Origin of the sequence: Limnobacter sp. (genome assembly GCF_964228395.1) — a bacterium.
Lineage (GTDB): Bacteria > Pseudomonadota > Gammaproteobacteria > Burkholderiales > Burkholderiaceae_B > Limnobacter.
This window is the reverse complement of sequence record NZ_CAXQZX010000072.1, coordinates 1-13,962: the sequence shown is the minus strand read 5'-3', so window position 1 is coordinate 13,962 and position 13,962 is coordinate 1. Positions and strand designations below refer to the sequence as shown.

Genomic DNA, 13,962 nt, shown 5'->3' with positions numbered 1-13,962 from the left:
CCCTGAACCTGTTGGCAAAGTGCATGACCACGAGTACTCCAGCTCGCCCGTCGATGAAAGCCTACAAGCACATTGGGACCACGCCGAACAGATCATCAACAACATCTCTGACCGCATGGACCACCTGCTTGCACAAAAATCCTCGGGTTGGAGCCAAGCCTGGCATCAGGCCAGCCTGGACACTCCATCAGCGATGAGCGCCGTAGAAGACAGCTTGGCCGCTTGATGATTTCAACGAGACTTTTCATGACCAACAAACCTCACGCCTATCCCCTACTAAAAAGCCTACCGGCCGCCGTTGCTTTTGCGGTGTTTTGTTTTTCTTCCACGACCAATGCCCAAGAAACACCGGCCATTGAACCGATTGAACAAGCAGGTGCTGCACCTACGCAACCCAACCGCCTGCAGCAAAGCGTCGTGATGGGCTTGCAAAACAGTGCCGTGCTCGATGGCGACCTGCACGCTTTGGAAGCCGAAATGGAAGAGGCCAATGTGGCTTTTGGTGGCATGCTGCCAACCGTTGACCTGCGAGGCGCCACCGGGCGGGAGCGAAGCAAAATTGATGGGGGCGAGGCACGCACCTACAACGCCAACTCTTACGGCATTGAAGCGCGTCAAAACCTCTTCAACGGCTTTGCCTCGCATGCCCGGTATTTTTCTTCGCATGCAAAAGCCATGCAGAGTTATTACCGATACCTCAACAAGGCCAATCAGGTCGCCTTCGAGGCATCCAGCGCACATGTTGACGTGTCTCGCTTTCAAGCCTTGGTGCGCTTAAGCGAGAACAACGTGAAGTATCACCAAGACTTGATGGCTCGCATTGAAGAAAAAGTGAACAGTGGTGTGACCCGGCAATCCGATTTGGAGCAGGCACGCAGCCGCTACACCCTGGCTTTGGGCAACCTGGCGACCGAAAAAGCGAATGCTTTTTCGTCCATGGCCAATTACCAGCGCATCACCGACACTGTGTGGCCCATCAATGACATGGGCGAATATGTGGTGCAAGCCAATTTTGAGGTTGAGAACACCGAAAGGCTGTTGTTTGCGCTTAATACACACCCGCTGTTACTGGCCGCCAATGCGAGCATTGACGCAGCAAAACAAGACATTACCGCCGCCAGCGAAGGATTTCACCCACGGCTGGACCTGCGGGCAAAATCAGATGTTTACAGCAACTACCTGTCCACTTTTGATGAGCGGCAAATATCGTCCATCGACCTGCTGGCCACCGTGAACCTTTACCGGGGCGGCTCCGATAACGCCGCCAGAAACGCTGCCATCAAGCGCAGGCTGCGCGCGCTGGATGACAAACTGGTGGCTTGCCGCGCCATTCGGCAAAGCACACAAACTGCCCTGTTTGATGTCATCAGCTCCCAAAAAAAATTGAATTACTTTCGCGAACAAGCACAAGCAATCGCCAAAGCCCGCGCCGCCTATGAACAGCAATTTGCGGTTGGCCGCCGTAGCCTACTCGACCTGCTCACCGCTGAGAACGAGTACTACCAGGCCGAACGAGCCTTGATCAACATCGAAGCCGATCTAAGCACTGCAAAGCTGAAGCTGCTGGCCAGCACCGGGCAATTGATCAGTTTGTTTGGCGTGGACGAAATGGTGAAAGCAGACGAACCTGCGCGCCGGCAAGTGCTTTTTTATAAAGCGCAGGGCGCTGGCGCTGAGGTAGAGGGCTGCCCGGCCAGCTTGATGAATGTCAAAGACTTCCAACTGCCCAATATTGGCTTTGACGAGGCCCTGAAAAACGCACAGGCAGACATCCCATCACCCGCCATTGAATTGGCTCAGGTGGGCGCCACACTGCAAAAGCTTAACTATGGCGACCCCGCCGAGGTCTCCAAAAGCCTCACCGACCGAACACAGGCATGGGCCATGGCTTGGCAAAAAGGCGATGTCAATGCTTACATGGCCTTTTACTCCCCCACCTTCAAACCAGAAGAAGGCAGTTACGAGGGTTGGATTCGCAACCGGCGCGAACGACTAAAAACAGCCAAGCAGTTGAATATTGCGCTCAGTGACATTCAGGTTGTGCCCAGCTTTGACGACCCCAAAGTGTACGAAATCACCTTCACCCAAGAGTACAACGCACAGCACTATCAAGAAAAATCCAAAAAAATTCTTACTTGGAAAGAGGTGAATGGTGTGTGGCAAATTATTCGTGAACAAAACTTGCCACTGAACACCGCAAACCTCCCCAAAACACCCGTGGTGAATGCGTCCGGTCAAGCATCTGCGTAAGGTACCCCGGAGCCCGTTTCAAGCAGCCCTTGCCCACCTGGTGCGAGGGCTGTTGAAAGCGACGGGCTATTGTGAAAGGCTGCGGGCCAAGGCGCGCAACCGTGCAAGCACCGCCATTTTATTCAAGCTCAAAAACTCTGATTCGCTAAACTGCCCCACCCCGGCCTGAAGTTCTCGATATTCCTCGAATTCAAAAAACTCCCCCCCCGGTAACACGCCACCCTGTGGAACACGGCTGGCTCGAACAAGGTCTACGCCATTGCTCAGCAATTTGCGGAGCACCGGTAGCAGCAAATCTGGAACATTGCCATGACCCGGCGCTGCCACGATGACCGCGGCGGGCTTGCGAACAACCAAGTCTTTGAGTTGCCGAAGAGCCGCATTGCCGGGTTGGCAAAACACGAGGGCCACTTCAAGGGACTCAAACAGAGGATGTTCTGTGGCATGGGCTTCAATCAAGCCATGAAAAAAACCTTGAGGCAAATGTGCACCGGCCTCGACCTCCAGAGATCCCACTGTGGTTTGCACATGCGCAGGCCATTGCCGAATTTCCACAGAATGCGGGCCGTCGAAAGCATCCAGACTCGCCGTGCTCAATTTTTCAACCGCATGGGCTGGCGTGTACAAACCCTGCATCACCAAACCAAAGGGCATGGCACAGCTTGCTTTATTGAGTTTTGTTTGTACTGCGGTCTCAATCAGTTCAAAGGCTTGCAATAGGTTGGATGGCCCATCGGCCTGTGGATGATCGCTTGGCAGCATGGCCGCTGTGAACACCACAGGCTTGTTCATCAACCTGGGCGGCAAGGTGAGGTACAAAAAGTACAGCATGTCCTCCAGGGTGTCGGTGCCGTGGGTCACCAACACTGCATCCACCTCGGGGTTTTCCAAGCACTGGCACAACACGGCACGCAAACGCAGCATGTGGCCAAGCTCCAGATTTTGGCTTCCAATGGAATACGGGGTGTGCACTTCCCAGCTTGCCCGGCGCAGCAAAGCAGGCACGCCCATGAGCAATTGCTCTGCACCAAGCTGGGCAGAGGTGTAGGCATATTGCGTGGCGTCGCCATGACTTTGGCCAGCAATGGTGCCTCCGGTGGTGACCAAGGCGCATCGCAACACCGCGCTTGCAGTGCCCTCAGCCGCGATCATCGACGTCCTCGGTGTCGCTGGGCTCGGTGCTGTTGATGCCAAGCAAGTTCATGGCTTCTTGTTCGGGCAATTCGTCAACCCCCTTCAACTTGCGCTGCATTTGGCGTGATCGGGTTTCGGCAGACTCAATGTTTTTGGCAGCGCGTTCCAATGTTTCTTTGGTTTTAGCCAATACATCGCCAAATTTTCCGAACTCTGTCTTAACAGCGCTTAGCACCGTCCACACCTCACTGCTGCGTTTTTCCAAGGCCAGGGTTTTAAAACCGAGTTGGAGCGCGTTGAGCAAAGTGGTTAGGGTCACCGGCCCGGCCACGGTAACTCGGTGCAGGCGCTGAAGGTCATCAACCAAGCCAGGGCGCTTTACCACCTCGGCATACAGACCTTCGGTGGGCAAAAACAAAATGCCAAAATCGGTTGTGTAGGGTGGAGCAAGGTATTTTTCTGCAATGCTCTTGGCCTCCAGCCTGACCGCTTGCTCCAGCGCACGGGAGGCGGCCGACACCCCATCGGCATCGGCTCGATCAAAAGCATCTAGCAAACGCTCGTATTGCTCTTTTGGAAACTTGGAGTCGATCGGCAACCAAACCGGTTTGTCGTCGTCTTTGCCCGGCAAACGCACGGCAAATTCCACGATGTTGTTGCTGCCGGGCACGGGCTTGATGTTTTGACCAAACTGCGAGGGGGTCAGCATTTGCTCAAGCAAAGCCAGCAACTGCACCTCGCCCCAGGTGCCTCGGGTTTTTACATTGGTGAGCACGCGCTTTAAATCACCAACGCCGGTGGCCAGCTGCTGCATTTCACCCAGGCCTTTGTACACCTGCTCCAAGCGATCGCTGACCTGCTTGAAGGATTCGCCCAAGCGTTGTTCGAGTGTGGACTGCAACTTTTCATCCACGGTTTTGCGCATCTGTTCAAGTTTGTTGGCGTTGTCTTCTTGAAGCTGTTGAAGTTTTTGCTCCATGGCCGCACGCATTTGTTGCATTTGGTCAGCAATCAAGGTGTTGGTTCGGTGCAGCGTTTGGGCAAACTGATCAAGACGCTCAGCCTGCACCTGATTGCCCTGCCCAAACTGGGTGGCCACCAGTTGCTGTAACCCTGCAAAAGCAGCCTGCGTTTCGCTGCGGGTTTGCGCCAGGTGCTGTTGCATGCCCTCGCTTTGTTTGGCCTGACGAGCTTCAATGTCCTGGCCAAGCAAGCGCAATTGCTTGCCCAATTCGTCGGCTGCAAAGCGTTGCTGCTGCTGCGCCTCCAAGAGCCGCTCCAGGTCTTTGGCCATGTCGGCCTGGGCCAGGCGCAGCGCATCGTCGCTGGCGCCGCTCCGCATGGCTTTCCAGACCACCAACACCCCCACCAGCACCAGCAGATTAATAACCAAAAGCAGCAGCACACCTTGGGACTGAAGATCAATCATCACCTTGGCCCTCTGCGCGAATGCTCAATTTGGTTTTGCCACTGGCTCCGGGTGGGTCTGGTTGGTTGCGCATCCAGTCCGCCGTGCGGAAAAAAGAGAGCATCAAGCCCTCAATGACTCGCTCGGGCAATGCCATCGCCCGCAAGGCATTGACCATGCATAGCAACCACTGGTCACGGTCTTCACTGGCAATGGGAAATGGCATGTGGCGCATGCGTAGCCGAGGATGGCCAAACTTGGGGGTGTACAGGTCAGCGCCCCCCAACCAACCGCTTAAAAACAGGTAAAACTTTTCTCGGGAATGGTCCAGGTTGTTTGGATGCAATTTGCGGATCCGTTCAAACGCCGGGTTGGTGTCCATTTCATCGTAAAAGAGGTCCACCAGCTTGCGCACACCCACGGCTTGCTCTTCGGCCGAATCACCAAAGTAATGAATGGGAGGAACTGGAGTGTGCGCCTCGGGGCTGGTTTGATTGGGTGAGTTGCTGGACATGGTTTGAGCCTGAAACAAAATCATGAAGAGTGACCAGCCAAGCCAGCCACCCTCCATTGTAATGGCTCACGCCGCCGCTTGTCGCAGGGTGTGCATCACAGGCGCTCGGCACACGCGGTTGACAGACCAAGCCCCAAAAACAACCGACACCAAAGCGCCGCCGGCAACACCCAACGCCGTGTGCAAGGGCGACATCAACTATTCAAACTCAAACACAAAGTGAGCAACACCCCAGCCCAGGGCTTGGGCTGCCAGGGCCGCCACCAAGCCCGCCAGTGCGCCCACCACGGTTAACTCAAGCCATGCCGCACGTTGAAGCTGCTGGGTCGAGGCGCCCAATGCCCTGTAAATGGCGGCCTCTCGCGTGCGGGTGCGCGCCCCGGTGAGCACACAGGCCACCACCACCAGCCCTCCTGCTGCCACTGTGAACAAAAACACAAACTGAATGGCCTGCCCCACCTGAGCCAGTATGGTTCGAATTTGACCAATGATGAGCGCGGTGTCCAGCACAGTGAGGTTAGGAAACTCCCTCACCAGGCTGCGCGACACATCCACTGCACGGTCGGGTTGCAAGTAAACGGAGGTGATCCAGGTTTGCGGAAATGAACGCAACACCTCGGTCGGAAAGATCATGAAAAAATTGACTTCCATGGAATCCCAACGAAGCTCACGAATGCTGGTGATTTGCACGGTCAGAGGAGTGCCTGCAATGTCGAAGGTCAACTTGTCCCCCATGCCAATGCCCAAGCGCTTGGCAACGCCATCTTCCACCGACACCTGCGCCAGGCCAGGTTGAGCGTTGAACCACTGCCCCTGGGCGATGGTGTTGTGGCTGGGCAATTGATCGGCAAAACTCAAGTTGAGTTCGCGCTCCACAGTGTTGCGTGCCCGGTCGTCGGTAAAAGTATCTGCCGTGATCACCTGGCCGTTGATGGCGCTTAATCGACCTCGCACCATGGGGTAGAGCTTGACCGTCTCGCTGCTGGCCGCCTGTAATTGCTGTTGCACAGAAGCCACCTGGTCAGGCTGAATGTTGAAAACAAATCGATTGGGGGCATTGGCGGGCACAGCCTCTTGCCAGCGGTCGATGAGGTCACCCTGCACAACAGCAAGCATCAACAGGGCCGCCAAACCAAGGGACAAGCTCACCCCTTGCAGCACCAGAGTGCCTGCGCGCTTGGACATGCTCTGAAACACATCAATGCGCAAGCCTCGCCCACCCCGCTTGCGCGAGGCGACCGCCAACCCTTTTAGCAACAACCAGAACAACAAGGCAAACAAACTAGAGGCGCCCACAAAACCCGCAAACAACAACAAAGCCAGCACCGTGTTGCCAACAATCAGTAAACACACCCCCACCGCGGTGAAAAGACCAAACAACACCGACAAGGCCAACTGCCCCCGGCCTGTTTTAAGCGTTTGATGACGAATCACTGCCACGGCGGGCGCACGCAGTGCGTACCAGGTGGGCACCGCGGCAAAGCCCAACAAAAGCAAGGCCGCGAGCAAGGTGCCCATGGGCAGGAAATGCAATCCAGCCAAGGGCAAGTTGACCCCGACCAGTTCGGCCAACAAAGCCAGCAGGCCCCAGTGGGCAGCCCACCCCAGGGCCACACCCAAGGCCCCCGCCAACACGGTGAGCACACCCATGCCCACAAGCCAGGTTTTCAAAAGCTGTGTGGGTGTGTAGCCCAGGCTTTTTAAAACCGCCAGTTCGCTGGCCTGCTCCTTGGCAAACAGGTGCGCAACCAGGGCGATGCCCACACACGCCACCATGGTGCCGATTAACGCGGCCATCGACAAAAAGTCATTGGCGCGTTCAAGCGTGCCGCTCACCTCTGGTCGGCCATTTTCAAGGGTCTCAATTTCTTCAACCGGGGTAAGCCGGGTTTCTAGCGCAGTTTGCAAGGCAGCAATGGTGGGGGCGTCACCCGTGAAGTACATGCGCCAGGTTGCCCTGGACCCCAAGCCCAACAACCGGGTGGCAGGCAAATCAGCCATGTTGATCATGGTACGCGGCGCAAAATTCACAAAACCACCGCCGCGGTCGGGTTCCACCAAAATAATCCGGGTTACCGGCCCGCTGAGCTCACCCACTTGAATAGAATCGCCCAAATCTACCCCCAAGGAGCCCAGCACACCTTGATCCACCCAAAACTCCCCGGGTGGGGGGCCATTGGCCACCTTCTCTTCTTCGCCGTTGGCCTTACGCACGGTCAACTGGCCCCGCAGGGGGTAAAAATCATTCACCGCTTTCAAAGACACCAGCAAGTCCACCCGGTCGCCAGGCAACACACTGGGAAACACCACACTTTGGGCACGCTTAAGCGAAGCAAATTCAGGCTTGTCCAACAAGGGCAGCCAATCGGCCTGGTCAATATTGCGTTTGGACTCAATCACCAAATCCCCGCCCAACATTTGCGTGGCATCGCGCGCCAAGGCTGCTTCAAGCCGAGCAGAAAAAACACCCACCGAAGAAATGGCCGCCACGGCCAGTATCAGGGCGATGAACAAAATTCTGAAGGAGGCGCGGCGGGATTGCCGAACCCAGTATTGGATGGACTGCATGAGTGGTTAAGCTGTGCTACTGGAAAACAAGAGTGTAGGACAGATGGAGCTTCTGCGGGTTCCTCACCAAAAAATTGACCGATCGTGCTATTTTGGAGCCTATGCTCGGTTAAAGCCTTGTACTTTTAAGTAACATAAGGCCAATAAATTACACAGAAATGCCGATTTTTAAGGAGACGGTAACGTGTCAGACGCTTTTCCCACGCTGAATTCCCCGCTGGATCTGGGTTTTACCACCCTGCGCAACCGCATCATGATGGGTTCCATGCACACCGGGCTGGAAGACAAATACAAAGACTATGACAAGTTTGCCGCCTATTTCGAGGCTCGCGCCAAGGGCGGCACAGCCTTGATTGTAACTGGCGGGTTTTCGCCAAACCTGGAAGGCTGGCTGTACCCCTTTGCCTCGAAGCTGAGCAGCAGCGGTGCGGTTAAGCACCACAAAAAAATCACCGAGGCCGTGCACAAACACGACGGCAAAATCGTAATGCAATTGCTGCACGCAGGCCGTTATGCCTACCACCCGCTGAGCGTGTCGGCCTCGAATGTGAAGTCGCCCATCAACCCTTTCAAACCCCGCGAAATTGGTGACTTTGGTATTCGCCGCACGATTGCAGCATTTGCACGTTCGGCCAAGCTTGCGCAAGACGCTGGCTACGACGGCGTGGAAGTGATGGGGTCTGAGGGTTACTTGCTGAACCAGTTTATTTGCAAACGCACCAACCAGCGCACCGACCGCTGGGGGGGCTCGGTAGAGAATCGCGCCCGTTTGTCGGTGGAGATTGTTCGCCGCATTCGCGAAACCGTGGGTGAAAAATTCATCATCATCTACCGCCATTCTTTATTGGATTTGGTCGAAGGCGGCAACACCTGGGAAGAAGTGAGCTACATTGCCAAAGCGGTTCAAGATGCAGGCGCCACACTGCTGAACACCGGTATTGGCTGGCACGAAGCTCGCGTGCCCACCATTGTGACCTCGGTGCCCCGCGCTGCTTTTGCAGAAATGACAGCCCGTTTGAAAAAAGAGCTTCGCATTCCCGTCATCGCCAGCAACCGAATCAACAAGCCCGAGGTGGCCGAGAAGCTATTGGCCGATGGAATGTGCGACATGGTCTCCATGGCTCGCCCCTTGTTGGCCGACCCCGATTTTGCCATCAAGGCCAAGGAAGGCCGGGCAGACGAGATCAACGTGTGCATTGCTTGCAACCAGGCTTGCCTGGACCACACGTTTAGCATGAAACGGGCATCCTGCTTGGTTAACCCACGGGCGTGTCACGAAACCGAAATCAAAGACGCCCCTTTTGAACGCAAGAAAAAAATTGCGGTGGTGGGCGCTGGCATGGCCGGCTTGGCGGCCTCTACAGAACTGGCCCGCCGTGGGCATGATGTGGTGCTGTACGACTCGGCCCCCGAAATTGGCGGTCAATTCAACATGGCCAAGGTGATCCCCGGCAAGGAAGAATTCTACGAAACGCTGACTTATTTCAAACGCCAGTTGGAACTGCACCGCGTCAATGTTCAATTGAATGTACGCGTGGATGCGGCCCTCATTTCCCGCGGCAAATTTGACGAAGTGATTTTGGCCACAGGCATTAAACCCCGCACACCGGGAATTGAGGGCATTGAACACCCGAAGGTGATGAGCTACATCGACGTGTTGCTGCACAAAAAACCAGTGGGCAAAAAAGTGGCCGTGATCGGTGCGGGCGGCATTGGCTTTGACGTGTCCGAATACCTCACCCACGACCACAACCACCCTTCTCCGACCCTCGACCTTGAGAGCTGGAAAAAGGAATGGGGCATCACCTTTGACCCCAACAACCCGGGCGGGATAGACCGCGTTCAACCCCAGCCGCCTGCGCCTGCCCGCGAAGTGTGGTTGTGCCAACGCAAAGACGAGCCTCTTGGCAAGCGTTTGGGCAAAACATCGGGCTGGGTGCACAAGGCCAGCTTGAAGAGTCGCCGAGTGCACTTTATGCAGGGTGTGGAATACCTGAAGATTGACGACCGTGGCTTACACATCATGAGCGCCAATGGGCCAGAAATTTTGGATGTGGACAATGTGGTGATTTGCGCGGGCCAAGACCCCTTGCGTGAATTGCAGGCGCCCTTGGAAGCCTTGGGCATTCCAGTGCACCTGGTGGGGGGTGCCGATGTGGCCGCAGAGCTGGACGCCAAGCGCGCCATCAACCAGGCCACGCGTTTGGCCGTCACACTGTAAGAGGCAGCAACACCATGGCACAAAAATCCATGCTTCAAAAGGTTTACGCCCAAGTGGACAAGCTGCCCACACCCCTCAAGGTGCGGGCATTTACAGCCATATTTGGGCGGGCTGTTAAGTTTTTTAGAACCACTGGCTGCAAGTTTGAGTGGATTGAGACCAACCACGCCATCGTGACCCTGAAAAACAAAGGCAATCTACAAAACCACATTGGCGGCTTGCACGCTGTGGTGATGTTGATGACTGCAGAATCGGCCACAGGGGCCTTGGTTGGTCTAAACGTGCCAGCCAACTGCATCCCAGTGATCAAGCGCATGGAAGTGGACTACCGAAAGCGGTGCAGCGGCGATTTAAAAGCTGAAGCCATGTTGACTCAGGAGCAAATTGCCCTGATGCAAACCCAGGACAAGGGTGAGGTGGACGTGGCCGTCACTGTCACTGACAGCGAAAGCAAAGAGCCGATCTTTGTGAGGGCCATTTGGGCCTGGACACCCAAACGCGCATAAGGCCAACCCTCGCTGCGCCGCTTGTAAAAGCGGCGCAGTACAATGCTTGGGCTGAGAATAAAAAATACTTCAGGAGACACGCCCATGGCCCCATTTGAATTTCGCACCGTGGCCCGCCTGGTTTGTGAATCAGGCTGCACCCAACGCCTACCGGAGCTGGTTCAACCCCTGCTTGCACAGCACCAACTAAGCATTGCCCGGGTGTTTTTGCTGGCCGACCCATTTATAGCCGCTACGCCCACTTGCAAGGCCATTGTGGACGCTTTCCACGCCGCTGGCCATGCAGTGCAACTTTGCAACGATGTAGAGCCCGACCCCCCCGAGGCATTGGTGGAACGCACAGCCAAGCTGGCTGTCGACTTTGGTGCCAATGTGGTGCTGGCCATAGGCGGTGGATCCACACTGGACGTGGCCAAGCTGATTGCCGTTTTGGCTCGCGGCAAACAAAGCCTGCAAAGCATGTATGGCGTGGGCAATGTGAGCAGCGACCGCCTGCCCTTGGTGTTGGTACCCACCACGGCGGGCACTGGCAGTGAAGTGACCCCCATTTCGATCGTCACCACCGGCGCCGACACCAAAATGGGCGTAGTGAGCCCGGTGTTGTATGGCGATCTGGCTGTGCTGGACGCTGACTGGACTTTGAGCCTGCCCCAGCATGTCACCGCCGCCACGGGCATAGATGCCATGGTACATGCCATTGAAGCCTACACCAGCAAGCGATTAAAAAACCCCTACTCCGATTTTTTGGCTTGCGAAGCCCTGCGTTTGCTGGCTGCCAACCTGCCTGTGGTGTGCCGTGAGCCCGGCAATCGAGAAGCGCGGCAAGCCATGATGCTGGGCGCGTGCCTGGCAGGCCAGAGTTTTGCCAACGCGCCCGTGGGTGCCGTGCATGCCCTGGCCTACCCAGTGGGCGGCATTTTCCATGTGCCGCATGGCTTGAGTAACTCGCTGGTGCTGCCCCATGTATTGAGATTTAACCTGCCAGCGGCTGAGCAGCAATATGCCGAGTTGGCTTTGGTACTCAAGCTTGGCCACCATGGGGACAACCAAGCACAGCTGGCGCAAGCATTCATTGATTACACCGCTACACTGTCGCCCTCCACCGGGCTGCCCGTTGGCCTGCGCGAGGTGGGCATTCAACCCGGGGATTTGCCCGCCATGGCCAAAGCAGCCATGTTGCAAACCCGGCTGCTTTCGAACAACCCCCGTGACATGGACGAGGCCCAGGCCTTAGCCATTTACGAGCAGGCTTATTGATTATTACCTTGCATTCATGACACAACCCAGCGACTACCCCCACCACCAATCGGTTCAAACCCGTTGGCACGACAATGACATTTACGGGCATGTGAACAATGTGGTGTATTACAGCTACTTTGACAGCGTGGTTAACCGGTTTTTAATTGAGCAAGGCGGTTTGGACATTCACCAAGGCGAAGTGGTTGGCTTTGTTGTAGAAAGCCAGTGCCGCTACCTCAAACCGCTGGCCTACCCCGAGACCATCACTGCGGGTCTGCGAGTGGGCAAGCTGGGCAACAGCTCAGTGCGTTACGAGCTGGCTTTGTTTAATGCACGTCAGGAGTTGTGCGCGGCGGGGTATTTTGTGCACGTGTTTGTGACCAAGGCGTCCAACACCCCCACCCCCATTCCCGAGCGGCTTCGCCATGCTTTGGCCGCTTTGGTCTGCTAAAGCACTCAAAAAAAGCTAAGAGGGCAAATTTCGCCCGGGCAGTGTTTTCAGGCCACTCGCAATGCTTTTTACCCCTTTCCAGTCGGTGGCTTTTCGCTTTTGAAGCAAGGGCCAGAGCTTTAACAGCAATTGTGCGGTGGCCAGAACATCGGCCGCTGCCTGGTGGCGCTCTTCACACACAATGCCGTAGCGATGCATCCAGACATCCAGCGGCAACTGGTGGTTTTCCCGGTGAAGCACCGCAGCCAAATGCTCCAGATCTAGCCAATGGCGAAGGGTGCTACGGCCCAATACTTTGCGCAGGGCCTTGTTGATCAAGATTTCATCAAACCAACTGTGAAAGGCGATTAGCGGCGAATTGCCCACATAACTTAAGAATCGGCTGAGGGCGAGCCCTGGTTCAACACCCTGTTGTTGCTCCCCCAAACCGATGCCGTGAATCAAAATATTGCGTTTGTCGATGGCTTCAAATTCGATGAGGTCTACGCACTCGGAAGGCTGTTTGATCACCACCTCAAAGGTGTCAGACAGGGATATTCTCGGTCGGCGTTGCGCGTCAAACACAATGGCCGACGCAGCAATCGAGATCAACCTGTCTTTTTTGGGATTCAGGCCAGAGGACTCCACGTCCACCACCACCCAGCGGTCGGGGTTGGGTTGAGAAAAATCCAGCGACTGAACCAAGCGCTGGCGTATGTAGCTTGCAAGACCCTGCATGGGCAGGCTCTCGCCATCGGCATAGGTGCTCAACGCAAGTACTCCGTTTCGATGCGTTGTTGCAGCCGGCGCCCCACCCGAAAGCACTCTTTCAGGATACGGCGGTCAATATTGTCCAGAACATCGTAATTGACCACATTCGGGCGGTCTTGCAAATTGGGCACACCCACCCCCTCGTCGAGTTGAATGCGCAGGCGCATCATCTGCAAAAACTCAAAGCCGCTAACCCAGGCGTCGCGGCGCTGTTCCTCAACGCTGAGCCGGGCTGCAATGGCCTCAAACCGGCGACGGGTGTTCACCTCATCAATGCCATACTCCAGCGACAAAAACCGAGCCGCATCCACAAACACTGCGGTGCCCTGCTTTTTTAGATCAATGGTGCGCAGGCCTTCAAACTCAGTGGTGTCCACGCTGCCGTGCCAAGTCAGTGGGGGACGAAACCTCATGATGTTTTCAGCCAGCATACGCAAAAACAAACTCGACTCTTTGGCCTTGCGTACTATGAATTCACGCAGAGGTTTGGCCAAGTCTTGATTGCCCGCCAAAGGACGCAAATCAAAGAAAATGTTTACACTGAGGAGGTTCTCGGGGGTGGGCACATCAATCCACTTGGCAAAACGGCTTAACCACTCGCGAGCGGTTAAGCAGCAATCGGGGTTGCTGGCCATGATGTTGCCCTTGCACAGGGGGTAACCGCATTGGTCCAGAATCTGGTTGACCTCGCGAGCAAAAGCCAGCCAATGGGGGCGGTCGATGTCGGGCTGGTCACTTACAAACAATAAGCCGTTGTCTTGGTCTGTTGCTATGGTTTGTTCACTGCGCCCCTCTGAACCAAAACTTAACCAGCAATAGTTGCGAGGGTCGATGCCCACGCGGTTGCCCACCACTTCCAAAATGCGCTCGGAGATCGGAAGAGCACACGTCTGAACTCCAGTCACACTGGTAGATCGCGTA

General features: G+C 55.8%; 12 protein-coding genes. 6 read left to right on the top strand and 6 right to left on the bottom strand.

Annotation, left to right across the window (positions count from 1 at the left end):
* A partial coding sequence (locus tag ACEQU8_RS05650; protein WP_370262150.1) for a hypothetical protein occupies nt 1–226 on the top strand: 226 nt, incomplete at its 5' end.
* Between the two features lie 20 nt (nt 227–246).
* A complete protein-coding gene (locus ACEQU8_RS05645) occupies nt 247–2,250 on the top strand; it encodes a TolC family protein (protein WP_370262148.1) in 2,004 nt (667 codons plus the stop codon).
* A gap of 66 nt (nt 2,251–2,316) precedes the next feature.
* Here the strand turns inward: ACEQU8_RS05645 and ACEQU8_RS05640 are convergent, their stop codons facing one another.
* The 4 genes from ACEQU8_RS05640 to ACEQU8_RS05625 all read right to left on the bottom strand — a co-directional run bounded on the left by ACEQU8_RS05640 (nt 2,317) and on the right by ACEQU8_RS05625 (nt 7,874).
* Nucleotides 2,317–3,402, bottom strand: a complete 1,086-nt coding sequence (locus ACEQU8_RS05640) for an asparaginase domain-containing protein (protein ID WP_370262146.1) — start codon at nt 3,400–3,402, stop codon at nt 2,317–2,319.
* Complete coding sequence (gene rmuC, locus ACEQU8_RS05635; RefSeq protein WP_370262144.1) at nt 3,389–4,813, bottom strand: DNA recombination protein RmuC; 1,425 nt, start codon at nt 4,811–4,813, stop codon at nt 3,389–3,391. Before rmuC ends, ACEQU8_RS05640 begins: the two co-directional genes overlap by 14 nt.
* Nucleotides 4,806–5,330 carry a group II truncated hemoglobin gene (locus tag ACEQU8_RS05630; protein ID WP_370262142.1) on the bottom strand — a complete coding sequence of 175 codons (525 nt, stop codon included), beginning with the start codon at nt 5,328–5,330 and terminating at the stop codon, nt 4,806–4,808. Before ACEQU8_RS05630 ends, rmuC begins: the two co-directional genes overlap by 8 nt.
* 174 nt (nt 5,331–5,504) lie before the next feature.
* Nucleotides 5,505–7,874, bottom strand: coding sequence for an ABC transporter permease (locus tag ACEQU8_RS05625; RefSeq protein ID WP_370262141.1), 2,370 nt, complete (start codon nt 7,872–7,874; stop codon nt 5,505–5,507).
* 184 nt (nt 7,875–8,058) lie between these two features.
* On the opposite strand from ACEQU8_RS05625, the gene ACEQU8_RS05620 reads away from it, so the two are divergent.
* The 4 genes from ACEQU8_RS05620 (at nt 8,059) to ACEQU8_RS05605 (ending at nt 12,291) form a co-directional block, all read left to right on the top strand.
* Nucleotides 8,059–10,095: an FAD-dependent oxidoreductase gene (locus ACEQU8_RS05620; protein WP_370262140.1), complete on the top strand. Its 2,037-nt coding sequence runs from the start codon at nt 8,059–8,061 to the stop codon at nt 10,093–10,095.
* A gap of 14 nt (nt 10,096–10,109) precedes the next feature.
* The gene (locus ACEQU8_RS05615) at nt 10,110–10,601 is read left to right on the top strand and encodes a DUF4442 domain-containing protein (protein WP_370262138.1); all 492 of its coding nucleotides are present in this window, start codon (nt 10,110–10,112) and stop codon (nt 10,599–10,601) included.
* An 84-nt stretch (nt 10,602–10,685) separates the two neighbouring features.
* Nucleotides 10,686–11,858 carry an iron-containing alcohol dehydrogenase gene (locus ACEQU8_RS05610; RefSeq protein WP_370262136.1) on the top strand — a complete coding sequence of 391 codons (1,173 nt, stop codon included), beginning with the start codon at nt 10,686–10,688 and terminating at the stop codon, nt 11,856–11,858.
* Between the two features lie 16 nt (nt 11,859–11,874).
* The gene (locus tag ACEQU8_RS05605) at nt 11,875–12,291 is read left to right on the top strand and encodes an acyl-CoA thioesterase (protein ID WP_370262135.1); all 417 of its coding nucleotides are present in this window, start codon (nt 11,875–11,877) and stop codon (nt 12,289–12,291) included.
* Nucleotides 12,292–12,306: 15 nt separating this feature from the next.
* Here ACEQU8_RS05605 and ACEQU8_RS05600 read toward each other — a convergent pair whose 3' ends face one another.
* Nucleotides 12,307–13,041 carry a 3'-5' exonuclease gene (locus ACEQU8_RS05600; RefSeq protein ID WP_370262134.1) on the bottom strand — a complete coding sequence of 245 codons (735 nt, stop codon included), beginning with the start codon at nt 13,039–13,041 and terminating at the stop codon, nt 12,307–12,309.
* The coding region (locus ACEQU8_RS05595; RefSeq protein ID WP_372521229.1) for a DUF294 nucleotidyltransferase-like domain-containing protein at nt 13,038–13,962 on the bottom strand (925 nt) is incomplete at its 5' end. The genes ACEQU8_RS05595 and ACEQU8_RS05600, both read right to left, overlap by 4 nt.

Excerpts from the sequence above, each read along its gene's own strand:
- ACEQU8_RS05645 (WP_370262148.1), top strand. The coding sequence starts at position 247 with ATGACCAACAAACCTCACGCCTATCCCCTACTAAAAAGCCTACCGGCC.
- ACEQU8_RS05640 (WP_370262146.1), bottom strand. The coding sequence starts at position 3,402 with ATGATCGCGGCTGAGGGCACTGCAAGCGCGGTGTTGCGATGCGCCTTG.
- rmuC (WP_370262144.1), bottom strand. The coding sequence starts at position 4,813 with ATGATTGATCTTCAGTCCCAAGGTGTGCTGCTGCTTTTGGTTATTAAT.
- ACEQU8_RS05630 (WP_370262142.1), bottom strand. The coding sequence starts at position 5,330 with ATGATTTTGTTTCAGGCTCAAACCATGTCCAGCAACTCACCCAATCAA.
- ACEQU8_RS05625 (WP_370262141.1), bottom strand. The coding sequence starts at position 7,874 with ATGCAGTCCATCCAATACTGGGTTCGGCAATCCCGCCGCGCCTCCTTC.
- ACEQU8_RS05615 (WP_370262138.1), top strand. The coding sequence starts at position 10,110 with ATGGCACAAAAATCCATGCTTCAAAAGGTTTACGCCCAAGTGGACAAG.
- ACEQU8_RS05610 (WP_370262136.1), top strand. The coding sequence starts at position 10,686 with ATGGCCCCATTTGAATTTCGCACCGTGGCCCGCCTGGTTTGTGAATCA.
- ACEQU8_RS05605 (WP_370262135.1), top strand. The coding sequence starts at position 11,875 with ATGACACAACCCAGCGACTACCCCCACCACCAATCGGTTCAAACCCGT.